Origin of the sequence: Haloprofundus halophilus (genome assembly GCF_003439925.1) — an archaeon.
Lineage (GTDB): Archaea > Halobacteriota > Halobacteria > Halobacteriales > Haloferacaceae > Haloprofundus > Haloprofundus halophilus.
The window spans coordinates 676,621-691,861 of record NZ_QQRR01000002.1; the positions used below are offsets into that span (position 1 = coordinate 676,621).

The window sequence follows — 15,241 nt, forward strand, 5'->3', positions numbered from 1 at the left end:
GTCACGAATCTGCTGCGGTGAATCGGACCGAGAGACGGCTTAGCGTGCCGCAGACCGGTTCGGTGTCCGAGACTGTTCGGCGACGCGATGATTTATATGCCCGCGCGCGTAGTTCCTATAACCGTGTCGCTCACCCTCCACATCGACCCGCACGTCCACTCCGAGGCGTCGTACGACGCGACCGACCCGGTCGAGCTCATACTGGAGCAGGCGGCCGAGATCGGTCTCGACGCGGTGGTCATCACCGACCACGACGTCATCGAGGAGTCGCTCCGCGCGGCCGAACTCGCCCCGTTGTACGGCCTCGTCGGCATCCCCGGCGTCGAAGTCTCTACCGCCGAGGGACACCTTCTCGCCGTCGGCGTCGAGGAGATGCCGCCCAAACGTCGGCCCTACGGCGAGACCATCGAGTGGGTCCACGACCACGGCGGCGTCGCCATCGTCCCGCACCCGTTCCAGCGGAGTCGCCACGGCGTCAGAAAACGGGCTCTCGACGCCCTCCTCGCGGCCGACGACGACCCGGGAGCGTCGACCGAAGCGGGCGACCCCGCCGACGCCGAGGCGGTCACCGCCGACGGCGGCGCCGACGAGGAGGCGCTGGCGGTTCGGACGCCTGACGCCGTCGAGGTGTACAACTCGTGGCTGTTCACCGGCTACAAGAATCGCCGCGCGCGGCGGTTCGCGGACGCCCACGGCTACCCCGGCGTCGCCGCCAGCGACGCGCACTCGCTGTCGCTCGTCGGGCGGGCGTACACCGAACTCACTATCCCGGACGCGACGCGCGCGGACCTTGACGCCTCGTTGATTCTCGACGCGATCCGCGGCGGGTCGACGGAGGTGCAGGGGCGGCGAACGCCGATTCCCGTCTCCGCGCGCCACTACGCCATCGGTGCGGCCAGACAGAGCGGCTACTACGCCAAACTCGGTGCGCTCCGCAGCGGGAAGGCGGCGAAGGCGGGGGCGATGCTCAGCGGGAAGGTGGCGAAAACCGGCGCGCTGCTCGGCGGTCGGGCGGCGAAGACGAGCGCCGCGCTCGGCAGGCGCTACGCCGTTCTCGGCGCGATGCGAGGTGCGCGCCTGCTCTCGAATCTCTCACCGCTCTCGCGGTCGCTGTGACGCCCCCGGCGAGTCGCCGAGCGTCGGCGTCGTCGCAGGGACGGAATCGCCCTCCTCGACTGACCGGGCGCGCGTCGACGCTCACGACTCGATCTTTTCGACGATTCGCTTCGCCTCGTTGCGCGCGGTATCCTCGCCGGCTTGCTTCTTGATCAGGACGCTTTCGACCTCCCACTCGTCGCTGTTCTCCCGTTTTCCGGTTCGGACTTCGCTCCCTTCGGCGACCGACCGGGCGGCGTTCGCCGCCCAGTCGGGCGTTCTGATCTCGTCGAACTCGTCGGGGTCGCGGAAGCGGACGTGGTAGTAGTCGTCGCCCGATTCGACGGTCTGAATCTCGGGTGCGTCGGCCATCGACGTGGGTACCACGACGAGCTGTTAAAAAGGAACGCCTGAATCGACGTGCGAGGGGTTCGACGCCGTCCGTTCGAGCGCGAAAGAGAAGTCGCGAGGCTCGGTTTTAATCGGCGGCGAGCCGGTGTTTCCCGGCGGTCTCGCCGAGTTCGAGCACGTCGTCGAAGAAGCCCAGCGAGTCGTTCGGGCCGGGGTTCGCCTCGGGGTGGTACTGGCGGGTGACGACGTTCAGTTCCGCGTTGGCCAACCCCTCTGCGGTGTCGTCGTTGACGTTCACCTGCGTCACGTCGAGGTCACCGGGGTCGGCGACGGTGTAGCCGTGGTTCTGCGTCGTCATCACGACTTTCCCGCTCTGGAGGTCGCGGACCGGTTGGTTGACGCCGCGGTGGCCGAACGCCATCTTCTCGGTGTCGCCGCCGAGCGCGCGGGCGACGATCTGCTGGCCGAGACAGATACCGGCGACGGCGACGCCGTCGTTCTCGACGAACGCTTCGACGAGCGACTGCGCGTTCGAGAAGTTCGCCGGGTCGCCCGGGCCGTTCGAGATGAACAGCACGTCGGGGTCGATGGCCGCGACGTCGCCCTCGGAGACGTCGTACGGGAGCACGTGGACGTCCGCGCCGCGTTCGCGCAGCGAGGAGACGATGGAACCTTTCGCTCCGCAGTCGACGAGCGCGACGGTCGGACCGTCGCCCTCGTAGTGGCGCGCTTCGGGGACGGTGACCTGCGAGCCGATGTCGGTGTGCTCGCTCATTCCTTTGCACTTCTCCAGTTCCGCGCGGGCGTCCTCGGCCGTGGCGTCCGGGCCGACGGCGATGCCGCATTTCATCGCCCCCTCCTCGCGGACCGTCGTGACGAGGTCGCGCGTGTCGAGGTGGTCGATGGCGGGGACGCCCTCGGCGGTGAGCCAGTCGGCTACGTCGTCGGTGAACTCCCGAGCGAGCGCCGCGCGCGGGTGAACGCGAGAGGACTCGAATCGCTCTCGCCGGACGCCGTAGTTTCCGATGAGGGGGTACGAGAAGGTGAGAACCTGTTCCTCGTAGGAGGGGTCGGTGAGGCTCTCTTCGTATCCTGTGTAGGCGGTCGTGAACACCAGTTCTCCGCGGGCGCGTCCTGGCGCACGACCGCGTCCTTTCACGACGCGTCCGTCGGCCAGCGCGATGTAGGCGTCCGACATTACGAGAAACACATGGGACCATGGGTAATAAGTGCTTCTTTCGTAGCGAGACTACGAATTTCGTAATCGGTTTAAGGCCACCAGTACACGTCCGTGTATGGACGACCTGGACCGCCGCATCCTGAACGTGCTCCGACGGGATGCACGAACGCCCTACACCGAGATCGCCGAGCGAGTCGGCACCTCCGAGGGGACGATTCGGAACCGCGTCGAGCGGATGACCACGGAGGGAGTCATCGAACGGTTCACCGTCTCCACCCGGACGGGCAACATCAAGGCGATGGTCGAGATTTCGGTGGAGATGAACGTCAACACGAGCGAAGTTTCGGAGCAACTCGCGGACTGGGAGACGGTCGACTTCGTCTGGCAGGTCTCCGGCGAGGAGGACATCGTCCTCATCGTCGACGCCGCCGACACGCGCGCGGTGAACGACCTCATCACGCGAGCCCGCGAGATGGAGGAGATAAAGAGCACCAAGACGCGGCTCATCCTCGACGAACGTCTCGGGCAGGGGTGACGGCCCCTAACGTTTTCGCGCTCGCTGGCGTATCGTCCGTCGAACCCATGCCGCCCTCAGACAGTCCACGTTCGCCGCCGTCGACAGTCGAGACCGACGACCGGTGCGTCCGAACAGACGGCGGTGCGCGAAGTGACGGTGGTGAGTCGGACGGAGTGAGACGACCCTCGTCACGAACGAAGCGAAGTGACGGTGGTGAGTCGAACGGAGTGAGGCGAACCTCGTCGCAAGCAACGCGCAGCGACGGTGGCCACCCCACACACAGCGACCGGACGCTCGTCTTGCACCCCGAGAGCGGAAACGGCGAACACGCCCCCGAAGTCCGACGCTTGGCGACCGAACACGGGTTTTCGATCCGCGAGACCGACGCCGCTGGCGACGCGATTCGGTTCGCCCGCGACGCCGCCGAGAACGGAGCCGAGTTCGTCGCCGCCGCCGGAGGCGACGGGACCCTCAACGAGGTCGTCGAGGGCATCCGTCGCGCCGACGGCTTCGAGCGGGTCACCTTCGGCGTCGTCCCCTGCGGGACGGGTAACAACTTCGCCGAGAACGTCGGCATCGAGAGCATCGAACACGCCTTCGAGCTGTTCGAGTCGGGCGAGCGACGACGAATCGACCTCGGTATCGTCGAGTGGGGGGGCGACGAGCCGTCGTGGGCGCGAGAGTCGAAGGAACCCTCCGCGGCCCGCGGGGTGGTGGTCGAGAGCGGCGAAACGGGGGAGGACAGCGGCACCCGAGCGTTCCTCAACTCCTGCGTCGGCGGATTCACCGCCGAGGCCAGCGGCGAGACGTCTTCGGAGATGAAAGAGCGATTCGGCGTCGTCGCCTACGTCGTCAGTACGCTCCGAGTGATGACGGAGTTCGACGGCGTTCGGATGCACATCGCAACCCACGGCCGCCACGAACCGTGGTCCGGTGACGCCGTCTCGGTGCTCGTCGGTAACGGCCGTCGCTTCCCCGTCGAGGGACGAACGCAGGCGGACATGGAGGACGGGCAGTTGGACGTCACCGTGGTCGAGGAGCGACCGACCGTCGACCTGATGGGGCAGGCGGCCGCCTCCAGGCTGTTCGGCCGCGACACCGAACACATCGACCGCTTCGAGACGCCCGCGATGCACCTCGACGTGCTCTCTGAGGAGCCGCTCCGGTTCAGCCTCGACGGCGAGATGATAGAGACGGCGTCGCTGACGATCGAAACGTTGAGCGGAGTCGTCGAGATTCCCGTCGGAGACGCCTACGAACCCGACCCCGACGACTGAGTCTACGGCGAACGGTGCCGCATTCGCGGCTCAGTCGTCGGATTTCCCGCTGGTGGCAGTCGGCGTCCTGTCCGCGGGGTCGAGCCACTTCTTGCGCGCGTGGATGCGGCTGTACGCCTCGGCCAGCAGTTTGTCGAGCGGACTGAGCTTCACCACCGGTTCGACCCGCCCGTCGCGGATGGCGGCGGCGACCGACTCCGGCGAGAGGTCGGGGGCGTCGATCTCGGTGTACGCCCGGCCGACCTCGATGGGGTAGTGGGCGTCGCTGCCGCCGACCAGCGGTAGGTCGAGTTCCTCCGCGAGTCGACGCGTCCGCGCGATGTGCTCGGTGTTCTTCCCGTTGAGTTCGACCGCGTCGAACTCGGCACCGGAGTCGCGCGCGGAACTGTTGCGGAACGGGTGCGCGAGAATCGTCGCGCAGCCGCGGTCGTGAGCCAAATCGACCAACTCGCCCGGCGTGAGCGCGTTCGGTTCGGTCCGACTCGGCGGGTTCGGCCCGACGACGAGGACGTGGCCTTCCGTCGTCGTCACCTCGTTTCCCGGTATCGTCGGAAAGCTTCCCTCCGCGGAGTAGGTGTAGTCGTGGTTCGTCACGGCGAACCCGTCGAGTCCCCGGAGTCGGGCGAACACCGCGTGTAATCTCAGCCCGAGCGGGTCGTAGCGAGTCGCGCGTCCGCGCCACCCGTGGAAAAACCGGCTGTGTGAGTGCAGGTCGACGGAGAACACACTGTATAACGTCGCTACAGACCCTTTGTTCTTCCCCCGGGTCACGCCCTGCCGTCGACTCGCGGCGACGACCCGACCCCGTCACCCGCCCGTAGTCTGGAGGGTGCGGCGCGCGCCGTGTGCGGGGCCGAACGCATCGAAGAGTCCTTGACCCCTGTCGCAGATGGAACACGTATGAGTTCGAATTCGAGCGGCACGGGGTCGGAAGCGACCACCGCCGAAGACGAGGTTCACAAGAACGCCCGCCAGAACGTCGTCGCGGTCGACGAGAACGACGAGAGACGGGAGGTCGTCAATCGCCTCACCGCACACACCGGCGACGGTATCCGCCACCGGGCGTTCACCGCGCTCGTCTTCGACCACCAGGGCCGCATCCTCCTCGGTCAGCGCGCACCTACGAAACGCCTCTGGGACACTCACTGGGACGGCACCGTCGCCTCCCACCCCGAGGACGGTCAGAGCCAAGAGGAGGCGACCCGCCAGCGCCTCGAAGAGGAACTCGGCATCACGCCCGACCAGTACTCGGACCTCCGCGTGACGGACAAGTTCGAGTACAAGCGCTACTACCCCTCGGTCTCCGGTGCCGACGGCGTCGAGTGGGAGGTCTGCTCGGTACTGAAGGTGACGCTCGACGACGTCTCGCTCGACCCCGACGAGGACGAGATAGCCGGCCTGCTCTGGGTCGACTACGAACACCTCCACGACCACCCCGACTGGTACCGCCAACTCCGGCTCTGCCCGTGGTTCGAGATCGCCATGCGCCGGGACCTCGACTGAACGCCGATGCCGTCGTCGCGCCTCCTTCTGTCGACGACGGCCGCCGAATCGATTCTCTCGCACGCTCGCGACGGCGCGAGTCACGACGGCGGACCGCGAGAGGTGTGCGGCGTGCTGGTCGGCGACCGAGGCGACGGAACCGCGCCCGACGCCGCGACCGATATCCGCCGGGTGCCGAACGCCGCCTCGGAGCCACGAGCGCGGTACGAACTCGACCCGGAGGCGACGCTCGCGGCCATCGAGGCGGCCGAAGCGGCGGGAGACGACGTGATCGGCTTCTACCACTCCCATCCGGAGAGTCGGGCGCGGCCGAGCGAGACCGACAGGAGGGAGGCGACGTGGGAGGGGTACGTCTACCTCATCGTCTCGCCGGCGTACGACGAACTGCGCGCGTGGCGCTGGACCGGCGAGCGGTTCGACCCGCTCGACGTCGACATCGGCTGACCGGCGGAGAGAGATTCGCTCCGAGCGGACCGGGTCTCGACGGGGCTCGGAACCGTTCGCGGCGGGGCTCGGAACCGTTCGCGGCGGGGATTCGAAAACCCCTAACCGCGCGTGCGACCAAGCGCCGGTAGATGACCCCCGACCCCGAGCTGTACGACTCGCTCGACGGACAGGTAGCGCTCGTCACCGGCGCGAACCGCGGTATCGGCCGGGAGATCGCCGCTCGGCTCACCGACCTCGGCGCGACGGTGTACGCCGGCGTCCGGAGCGTGAGCCACGACGTTCCCGACGGCCAGCGCCGCGTGCTGCTGGACGTGACTCAGGAGGGCGACGTCCACGAGGCGATGGCGACCATCGACGACGACGAGGGGCGACTCGACGTCCTCGTGAACAACGCCGGAATCAGCGGCCCCGGCGAGTCGCTGGCGGCGTCGCGGACGCCCGAACTCGACCGGACGCTCGCGACGAACCTCCGCGGACCGATGCTCGTCACGAAGTACGCGCTGCCCGCGCTCACCGCCGAACCCGGCGGCCGCGTCGTCAACGTCTCCTCGGGGATGGGCGCGCTCGGTGAACCGCAGTCGGGCGGGTCACCCGCCTACCGCATCTCGAAGACGGGACTGAACGGCCTGACGGCGTACCTCCACGGCGAGTACGGCGACGACGGACTGCTGGCGAACTCGGTCTGTCCCGGGTGGGTTCGGACCGATATGGGCGGCGAGAACGCGAGTCGACCCGTAGAGGAGGGCGCGGAGACGCCGCTGTGGCTCTGTCGCTTCCGCCCGGGGAGTCCCGCCGGGAAGTTCTGGCGCGACAAGGAGGTTATCGACTGGTAGTCGGACGGTGCGACGCCGTCGCCGCCTACTCGGCGAGGAACTCTTTCAGCAACTCGCTGACGCGGACTGGTTCCTCGTGCTGGACCCAGTGGGTGGCGTCGTCGAGCATCACCAACCGACCGCGCTCGCACATGTCGACGCTCTCGCGGGCCATCGACTTCTTGAGGAACTGGTCCTTCGCTCCCCAGATGACGAGCGTCGGCGGTTTGACGTGGCCGTTTTCCGGTTCCGGTCTCGACCGGGCGGCGGCGCGATACCAGTTCACCATGCCGGTGAACGCGCCGGGTCGCCTCCACGTCTGGCGGTAGCGCTCGAAATCCGACGGCGAGAACGTCCCCGGTTCGCTCGACTGGCGCATCGTCCGAACGAGTAGTCGAAAGTCACCCGCCTTCGACAGTCGCTCGGGCACCAGCGGTATCTGGAAGAAACCCATGTACCAACTCCGGAGTTTCTGTCCGAAACTCCGCTTGAGCGTCCGACGGAACACCGTCGGATGCGGAACGTTGAGGACGCCGAGGTGGTCGACTCTGTCCGGATAGTGAAGGGCGACCCACCACGCGACGGCCGCGCCCCAGTCGTGGCCGACGACAGCGGCGCTCTCGCGGTCGAGCGCGTCGAGGATGCCGACGACGTCGGCGGCGAGTTCCTCGATTCTGTACGCCGACAGGTCGTCGGGTTTGTCGCTGAGGTTGTAACCGCGCTGGTCGGGGACGACGACCCGGTAGCCGGCGTTGGCGAGCGGTCGAATCTGGTCGCACCAGCCGTACCAGAACTCGGGGAACCCGTGGAGCAGGACGACCAGCGGTCCGTCCTCCGGTCCGGCCTGAACCGTGTGCAACCGGACGCCGTTGGTCTCGACGTAGACGGACTCGCCGGGTATCTCGGTCACAGGTGCGCTTTCGGTGTCTGCGTCGCTCGCCATCCTCACTCCATCGGGACGACGTCGTCGGTCAACCAACAGCCGTCGCGTTCGCCGCCGCGCTGACGCGAGAGGCGGAACTCGTAGCGGACCTCCTCGCCGTCGGGCGTGACGACGACGACTTCCTGTCTCGCGGTGTCGCCGCTGACCTCCGCCGGCGTCGTCGCCGCGCGTTCGTGGTCGACGAGCGGGCGGTAGACGTCGCTCCGCGCCGCGCGGGTGAATCGTTCGAGCGAGCCCGACGCGCGCCGACGCGTCGCTGAGGCGAACGCGTACGTCGTCTCGATGCCGCTGTCGAGATACGGTTCGTCGTTGCGTCGGAGGCTCTCTAACTGGTGTTCGACGACTTCCTCGGGCGAGAGTCGGGGCGTCGGCTGCGGCAGTCCGTGGCGTCGATACTGCTCGTTCATGCGCTACGTACGCCGCACGCCTCCAAATAGCTGTTTGCCGCGTCGCGTCACTTCTCGCCGCGCGTGGCGGCGGTCATCGACCACACCGCCGTCAGTCCGAGAATGAGCGCCGGAATCAACGGCAACGCGAGCATCGTGGCGAAAAACGACAGCCCGAGCTCTCCCGGCGCGCTGGGGACGAGATAGATGATACCCGGGACGACGAGAAACGAGAGGACGACGGCGGCGACGAGCGCCCACCCGCGGTCGCCGAACCCCGACGGCTCCGGCTCCGCGCCGGGTTCGCCGTTCGGTCGGTGGACGTAGCCGCGGTCGGGCGAACTCCCACCGACCTCCGACTCCGACGAGTCGAAGCCGCCATCGGAGTTCGCCCGACGCGCTCGCGCCTCGCCGGCGCCGCGACCCTCCTTCTCCCGCGCCGTCGTCTCCTCGTCGCTACTCGTACTCACTGTCGGGTATTACGACCACCTTGCCAAAGCCCTCACGGTTCTCTATCATCTCGTGGGCGCGGTCGGCTTCGCTCATCGGCAGCGTCTCGCGGATGCGCGGCTCGAAGGTGCCGTCCCAGACGAGTTCGAGCACGTCGTCGACCTGGCCGGGCGTCGCCATCGTCGACCCGATGACCGAGAGCTGGTTCCAGAAGATGCGGTTCAGTCCCGCACCGGGGTTCCCGCCGGTGGTCGCCCCGCAGGTGACGATGCGACCACCCTTCGCCAGGCTCTTCAGCGAGTCGCCGTACGTCTCCTCGCCGACGTGGTCGACGACCATGTCGACGCCGCGCTTGCCGGTCAACTCGCGAATCTCGGCGGCGAAGTCGTCCTCCTCGTAGTTGATGACGTACTCGGCGCCGCACTCCTTCGCGTACTCCAGTTTCTCTTCGCTGGAGGCGGTGGCGTACACTTCCGCCCCGGCGTAGTCGGCAATCTGGACCGCCGCGTGGCCGACGCCGCCGGACGCGCCGAGGACGAGAACCTTCTCGCCGGCCTCCAGTCCGCCGCGGTCGATCAGCATGCGCCACGCCGTCTGGAAGACGAGCGACGCGGACCCGGCGACTTCCCAGTCGACGTGGTCGGGCACGGGGACGAGGTTCTGTTCGGGGACGGCGGCTCTCTCGGCGTGAACGCCGCGCACGTGTTCGCCGATGATGTGGAAGCGGACGCAGCGCGCTCTGTCGCCGTCGCGGCAGAACTCGCACTGCCCGCAGGAGACGCCGGCGCTGACGGCGACGTGGTCACCCTCCTCGAACCGAGTGACTTTCTCGCCGACGGCTTCGACGACGCCGGCCGCGTCGCTGCCGGGGATGTGCGGCATCTCCAGGTCGATACCGGGCATCCCCTTTCGCGTCCAGACGTCGAGGTGGTTCAACGCGCCCGCCTTGACGTCGACGAGCACCTCGTCGGGGCCTGGGTCGGGGTCGGAAAACTCCCCGTACTCGATGACGTCGCGGTCGCCGTGCTCCGTGAACTGGACGGCCTTCATGCTGGAACCCAGCACCCGGCGCGTCAAAACTGTGTGTTTCCGTCCGACGACTTGCCGGTTGTTCATCTTCTATCAAACAGGTTCGCTCTCGAACGCAGCGGTGGTGCGCGGCGGTCCTCCGTCGCCCGAAGTTTTGGTGCCGCCGTGCGAACCGTGGTGCATGAACGAAAACGAGAGCGACCACGGCGACGGCCATGAGTCGGACACCGACGACAGTCACCACGATTCGGACACCGACGACGACCACGGCCACAGTTCACACACCGACGACGACCACGGCCACAGTTCAGACGCCGGAGACCACCACGGCCACGACCACGACCACCACCACCACCACGACGTCGAGACGCTCGGCTTCGCCGTCGTCACCGTCTCCTCCACGCGCTCGCTCGACGACGACTCGGCGGGCGACGCCATCTCCGCGGCGTTCGAGGCGGACGGCCACGAACTCGCCACGCGCGAACTCGTCAACGACGACTACGACGGCGTCCAGGGGACGGTCAACCGACTCGTCAGCCGCGACGACACCGACGTGGTCGTCACCGCCGGCGGCACCGGCGTCACGCCCGACGACGTGACCGTCGAAGCCGTCGAGCCGATTCTGGAGAAGGAACTGCCCGGTTTCGGCGAACTGTTCCGGACGCTGTCGTACGACGAAATCGGCACCCGCGTCGTCGGCACGCGCGCGACCGCGGGCGTCACCGACGGCGTGCCGGTGTTCTGTCTCCCCGGGAGCGAGAACGCCGCCCGCCTCGGCGCGGAGGAGATTATCGTCCCCGAGGTGAGCCACCTCGCCGGGTTGGCGAGACGCGACGAGGCCGACGAAAACGATGCGGCCGACAAAAGCGACGAGGTCGACGAAGACGACGAGGCCGACGAAGAACCCGAGGCGACCGGGGAGTAGCGGACGCTACTCGGAGCCGTCCTCGCGGCCGGGGTCGTGGCGCTCGAACCAGTCGGTGAGTTCGCGCAGGCGGTGGGTCGCTCGCTCGGGAGCGCCGATGTTGTGGTGTTCGTCGGGGTAGACGACGAGTTTGGCGTCGACGCCGCGACGGCGGACGCTGACGTACAACTGCTCGGCCTGCGACGGGGGGCAGCGCCAGTCCTCGCCGCCGGCGGTGACGAGAAGCGGCGTCTCTATCTCGCCCACGTCACGGATGCTCGAAATCGCGCGGTACTCCTCGGGTTTCTCCCACGGCAGGCCGATGTCGTGGACGTACCACTGGTGTAAATCGGCGGTACCGAACAGCGAGTAGAAGTCGTAGATGCCGTGCTCGGGTGCCGCCGCGGCGAACATGTCGGTCCGCGTGACGACGTAGGCGGTGTTGATGCCGCCCTGCGAGAACCCGGAGATGAACAGGCGGTCGGCGTCGGCCCACCCGCGGTCGACTAGCTCCTCGACGCCCGAGACGATGTCGTCGGCCTCGCGCGGCCCCCACTCGCCGCGGATGGACTCGCTGAACTCGCGGCCGTAGGAGGTCGACCCGCGGTAGTTGACGTTGAAGACGACGTAGCCGCGGCCGGTCCAGTAGCTGTAGTCGAAACTGAACTCGGGCGCGTCGTAGGCGGTGGGGCCACCGTGGATGTGCGCGATGACGGGATACGACTCCGAGTCGGGGTCGAAGCCGTCGGGCAGGTACGCCAGCCCCTCCACCTCGACGCCGTCGCCGTTCTCGTACTGGACCCGCTCGCAGGTCGGCAGCGCGGCGTCGGTCAGCAAACCGTCGTTCAGTCGCGTCAGCCGAGCCGGGTCGCTCCCGTCCGACTCGGTTGCGTCGAGCGCGTACAGGTCCGCGCCCTCGTTCGGGTGGCTCAGACAGACGACGGCGCAGTCGCCGCCGACGGAGAACTGCGTGATAGTCCGGTCGGTCCCCTGGTTCTCGAAGACGCGCTCGGGGTCGTCCGTCTCGGCGTCGAGACGGACGAGTCGGGTCAGCGCCTCGTCGCCGACGGGCGCGAGCAGTTCGTTGTCCCCGACCCACTCGGGCGCACCGGCCCGCGAGCGAGTTCGGTCCAGCGACGCGGAGACCGAGCGCGCCTCGGTTCCCTCCGAGCCTTCGGCGTCGTCGACGACGTACACCTCCGTCGGGTGGTAGGTGTTCGTCGGGTTCGCGCCGTCGAAGGCGAGCCGTTCGCCCGCCGCGTCCCACCGCGGGTTGGCGACGCCGATGCCGCCGTCGGTGAGTCGCCGGAGGTCCTCGCCGTCGGCCGAGACGGTGTAGAGGTCCTGTTCGAACGTGTGGTCGGGATTTTCGCCGCGGTACGACCGGAACGCGATTCGACCGTTCGTGCCCCACGCAGGGTGGAGACCGCCGGTGCTCATCGCGCCGCGCGCGTAGGCGTCGTCGAGTCGCTCGGATTCGCCGGTCGCCACGTCGACGACGAACAGGTAGCTCCGCACGTCGTCGAGAAAGCCCATCCCGTCGCGCTTGTGCTGGAGGCGGGTGATTTCGACCGGGCCGCCGTCGCGGCGACGTTCGAGGTACTCGCGCTGCTCGTCGGTGGGGTCGCGCGCGGCGACGACCATCCGCTCGCCGTCGGGCGAGAACTCGAACTCGCGGCCGCCCTCGTCGAACTCGGTCACCTGTCGGGCGTCGCCGCCGCGTGCGAGGTCGAACAGCCAGACCTGGGGTTTGGGTTCGTCGCCCTCGTCGCTCTCGCCTCGACTCCCGTCGTCGCCCTCGGCGTCTTCGTCCGCCGGTTCGTCACTCCGTCCGACTTCGAGCGCCACGTCGCGGTCACGACTCGCGAGAAACGCGAGTTTCTCTCCGTTCGGTCCCCACGCGGGCGACCCCGCGTCGGAGGCGCGGGTGAGTCGGTGCGGCTCCCGACTGCCGTCGGTGGGCGCGACGAAAAGCGAGTTGCGCGTCTCGTCGGCGTCGGGGTCGCTCTCTGCGACGACGAACACGACGCGCTCGCCGGTCGGCGAGACGGCCACGTCGCGGATTCGTCGGAGGTCGTAGAAGTCGTCCAGTTCCAGCGGGACTGTCATGGCCTCTCCTCTCAATCGCGACACATGTGGATTCTGGTCGCGGAACGCGTCGCCGGGTCACTTCCCCGATTCGACAGCAAGCATTGTTTCGTCGCGGCGATTTAAGCCCACTCGCGGTAAGTGCGGTACATGAGCCGACAGCAACCGCATCCGGACGAGGGTCAGGAAGGAGCCGACGCGGACCGTTTCGCGGGCGAGAAAGACCCCGACCTGCCGAGTTCGGGCGTCACCTCGGGCGCAGAGCGCGCCCCGCACCGAGCGATGTTCCGCGCGATGGGCTTCGACGACGACGACCTCTCCGCGCCGATGGTCGGCGTCGCCAACCCCGCCGCCGACATCACGCCGTGTAACGTCCACCTCGACGACGTCGCCGACGCGGCCATCTCGGGCGTCGAGAGCGCTCAGGGCATGCCCATCGAGTTCGGCACCATCACCATCTCCGACGCCATCTCGATGGGGACCGAGGGGATGAAGGCCTCGCTCATCTCTCGGGAAATCATCGCCGACTCGGTCGAACTCGTCGCCTTCGGCGAGCGGCTGGACGCGCTCGTCACCGTCGCCGGCTGCGACAAGAACCTCCCGGGGATGATGATGGCCGCCATCCGAACCGACCTCCCCACCGTGTTCCTCTACGGCGGCTCCATCCTCCCGGGCGAGCACGAGGGCCGCGACGTGACGGTGCAGAACGTCTTCGAGGGCGTCGGCACCTACGCGCAGGGCGAGATGAGCGCCGAGGAACTCGACGAACTCGAACGCCACGCCTGCCCCGGCGCGGGGTCGTGCGGCGGGATGTTCACCGCGAACACGATGGCCTCTATCTCCGAGGCGCTCGGCCTCGCCCCGCTCGGCAGCGCCAGCGCCCCCGCCGAGTCCGACGAGCGATACGACATCGCCGCCCGCGCGGGCGAACTCGCGCTCGACGCCGTCGAGAACGAGCGCCGCCCCTCCGATATCCTCTCGCGCGAATCGTTCGAGAACGCCATCGCGCTGCAGGTGGCGATGGGTGGGTCGACGAACGCCGTCCTCCACCTCCTCGCGCTCGCCGCCGAGGCGGGCATCGACCTCGACATCGACGACTTCGACGACATCTCCCGGCGCACGCCCAAGATAGCGAACCTCCAACCCGGCGGCACGCGCGTCATGAAGGACCTCCACGACATCGGCGGCGTGCCGGTCGTCCTCCGCCGTCTGCTCGACGCCGACCTGCTGCACGGCGACGCGATGACCGTCACCGGCCGAACCATCGCCGAGGAACTCGACCACCTCGACCTGCCGGACGACGACGGTATCGACGTGGACTTCCTCAACCCGGTGTCCGAGCCGTTCTACGACGAGGGGGCCATCAAGATTCTGAAAGGGAACCTCGCGCCCGACGGCGCGGTCATCAAAGCGACCGGCGACGACGCGTTCCACCACACCGGCCCCGCCCGCGTCTTCGAGAACGAGGAGGACGCGATGCGCTACGTCCAGACGGGGAAAATCGAGTCGGGCGACGTCATCGCTATCCGCAACGAAGGGCCCCGGGGAGGCCCCGGTATGCGCGAGATGCTCGGCGTCACCGCCGCCGTCGTCGGCCAGGGTCACGAGGACGACGTGGCGTTACTCACCGACGGTCGGTTCTCCGGCGCGACGCGCGGCCCGATGGTCGGCCACGTCGCCCCCGAGGCCGCGGCCGGCGGCGCGATTGCGCTGCTCGAAGACGGCGACGAGGTGACCGTCGACATCCCGAACCGGACGCTCGCCGTCGACCTGACTGACGAGGAACTCGACGAGCGCCGCGACGACTGGGAGCCGAAGCCGTCGAACTACACCGCCGGCGTGCTGGCGAAGTACGGCCAGTCGTTCGACTCGGCGGCAAACGGCGCGGTGACGAATCCGGCGGTGAAACGAGACGACTGAGCGGTGTTTTGGTCCAGATTTTCCCGAGGAGAGGGCGCGAAGCGCGCTCGACGACGGGAAAAGGTGGGTCTGCGAACCCGGCGGTGAAACGAGACGACTGAGCGGTGTGTTCGACTTTTCGCGCCGTTCAGGGCCGTTCCCACTCGTAGAACCAGAAGGCGAGGCCGAACAGCATCAGACCGATGCCGAGCGTCGACGTCGCGGGTTCGGGGATGAGAAACAGAATCAGTCCGGCGACGATGACGAGTCCGGGTCCGATATCGTCGGTGTACTGCGTGAGGTCCATACGCTTCGTACGTGAGGAATCCACGTAAACGTACGGCCCGGAGCGCTATCGCC

The 15,241-nt window shown here is 68.0% G+C and carries 17 protein-coding genes; 8 read left to right on the forward strand and 9 right to left on the reverse strand.

Annotated elements, in window-relative coordinates:
• Window positions 1-96 precede the first annotated feature (96 nt).
• Window positions 97-1,116: a PHP-associated domain-containing protein gene (locus DV709_RS13080; protein WP_117594862.1), complete on the forward strand. Its 1,020-nt coding sequence runs from the start codon at window positions 97-99 to the stop codon at window positions 1,114-1,116.
• Between the two features lie 81 nt (window positions 1,117-1,197).
• Here the strand turns inward: DV709_RS13080 and DV709_RS13085 are convergent, their stop codons facing one another.
• Window positions 1,198-1,467, reverse strand: a complete 270-nt coding sequence (locus tag DV709_RS13085; protein WP_117594863.1) for a hypothetical protein — start codon at window positions 1,465-1,467, stop codon at window positions 1,198-1,200.
• A gap of 106 nt (window positions 1,468-1,573) precedes the next feature.
• A complete protein-coding gene (gene carA / locus DV709_RS13090; RefSeq protein WP_117594864.1) occupies window positions 1,574-2,644 on the reverse strand; it encodes a glutamine-hydrolyzing carbamoyl-phosphate synthase small subunit in 1,071 nt (356 codons plus the stop codon).
• Window positions 2,645-2,741: 97 nt separating this feature from the next.
• On the opposite strand from carA, the gene DV709_RS13095 reads away from it, so the two are divergent.
• Window positions 2,742-3,161 carry an Lrp/AsnC family transcriptional regulator gene (locus DV709_RS13095; RefSeq protein ID WP_117594865.1) on the forward strand — a complete coding sequence of 140 codons (420 nt, stop codon included), beginning with the start codon at window positions 2,742-2,744 and terminating at the stop codon, window positions 3,159-3,161.
• A 209-nt stretch (window positions 3,162-3,370) separates the two neighbouring features.
• A complete protein-coding gene (locus DV709_RS13100; RefSeq protein WP_232819740.1) occupies window positions 3,371-4,420 on the forward strand; it encodes a diacylglycerol/lipid kinase family protein in 1,050 nt (349 codons plus the stop codon).
• A gap of 30 nt (window positions 4,421-4,450) precedes the next feature.
• Here the strand turns inward: DV709_RS13100 and DV709_RS13105 are convergent, their stop codons facing one another.
• Window positions 4,451-5,146, reverse strand: coding sequence for a PHP-associated domain-containing protein (locus DV709_RS13105; protein WP_117594867.1), 696 nt, complete (start codon window positions 5,144-5,146; stop codon window positions 4,451-4,453).
• Window positions 5,147-5,320: 174 nt separating this feature from the next.
• Between DV709_RS13105 and DV709_RS13110 the strand changes: the two genes are divergently transcribed.
• The 3 genes from DV709_RS13110 (at window position 5,321) to DV709_RS13120 (ending at window position 7,203) form a co-directional block, all read left to right on the forward strand.
• Entirely contained in the window at window positions 5,321-5,923 is a 603-nt protein-coding gene (locus DV709_RS13110; RefSeq protein ID WP_117594868.1) for an NUDIX hydrolase, read from the forward strand.
• 6 nt (window positions 5,924-5,929) lie between these two features.
• Entirely contained in the window at window positions 5,930-6,367 is a 438-nt protein-coding gene (locus DV709_RS13115) for a desampylase (RefSeq protein ID WP_117594869.1), read from the forward strand.
• A 131-nt stretch (window positions 6,368-6,498) separates the two neighbouring features.
• Entirely contained in the window at window positions 6,499-7,203 is a 705-nt protein-coding gene (locus DV709_RS13120) for an SDR family NAD(P)-dependent oxidoreductase (protein WP_117594870.1), read from the forward strand.
• Window positions 7,204-7,228: 25 nt separating this feature from the next.
• Here the strand turns inward: DV709_RS13120 and DV709_RS13125 are convergent, their stop codons facing one another.
• The 4 genes from DV709_RS13125 to DV709_RS13140 are packed head-to-tail and all read right to left on the reverse strand — an operon-like array spanning window position 7,229 to window position 10,011.
• A complete protein-coding gene (locus DV709_RS13125; RefSeq protein ID WP_117594871.1) occupies window positions 7,229-8,125 on the reverse strand; it encodes an alpha/beta fold hydrolase in 897 nt (298 codons plus the stop codon).
• A 2-nt stretch (window positions 8,126-8,127) separates the two neighbouring features.
• Window positions 8,128-8,532, reverse strand: coding sequence for a DUF4864 domain-containing protein (locus DV709_RS13130; RefSeq protein ID WP_117594872.1), 405 nt, complete (start codon window positions 8,530-8,532; stop codon window positions 8,128-8,130).
• A gap of 47 nt (window positions 8,533-8,579) precedes the next feature.
• Window positions 8,580-8,981 carry a hypothetical protein gene (locus DV709_RS18420; RefSeq protein WP_394338690.1) on the reverse strand — a complete coding sequence of 134 codons (402 nt, stop codon included), beginning with the start codon at window positions 8,979-8,981 and terminating at the stop codon, window positions 8,580-8,582.
• On the reverse strand, window positions 8,968-10,011 hold the full coding sequence (locus DV709_RS13140; RefSeq protein ID WP_117594873.1) for a zinc-binding dehydrogenase: 1,044 nt from the start codon (window positions 10,009-10,011) through the stop codon (window positions 8,968-8,970). Before DV709_RS13140 ends, DV709_RS18420 begins: the two co-directional genes overlap by 14 nt.
• 160 nt (window positions 10,012-10,171) lie before the next feature.
• On the opposite strand from DV709_RS13140, the gene DV709_RS13145 reads away from it, so the two are divergent.
• Entirely contained in the window at window positions 10,172-10,915 is a 744-nt protein-coding gene (locus DV709_RS13145) for a MogA/MoaB family molybdenum cofactor biosynthesis protein (RefSeq protein ID WP_117594874.1), read from the forward strand.
• Window positions 10,916-10,921: 6 nt separating this feature from the next.
• Here DV709_RS13145 and DV709_RS13150 read toward each other — a convergent pair whose 3' ends face one another.
• Window positions 10,922-13,003, reverse strand: coding sequence for a S9 family peptidase (locus DV709_RS13150; RefSeq protein WP_117594875.1), 2,082 nt, complete (start codon window positions 13,001-13,003; stop codon window positions 10,922-10,924).
• Between the two features lie 129 nt (window positions 13,004-13,132).
• Between DV709_RS13150 and ilvD the strand changes: the two genes are divergently transcribed.
• Window positions 13,133-14,902, forward strand: coding sequence for a dihydroxy-acid dehydratase (ilvD, locus tag DV709_RS13155; protein ID WP_117594876.1), 1,770 nt, complete (start codon window positions 13,133-13,135; stop codon window positions 14,900-14,902).
• A 127-nt stretch (window positions 14,903-15,029) separates the two neighbouring features.
• Here ilvD and DV709_RS18070 read toward each other — a convergent pair whose 3' ends face one another.
• Entirely contained in the window at window positions 15,030-15,188 is a 159-nt protein-coding gene (locus DV709_RS18070; RefSeq protein ID WP_168191202.1) for a hypothetical protein, read from the reverse strand.
• Window positions 15,189-15,241 lie beyond the last annotated feature (53 nt).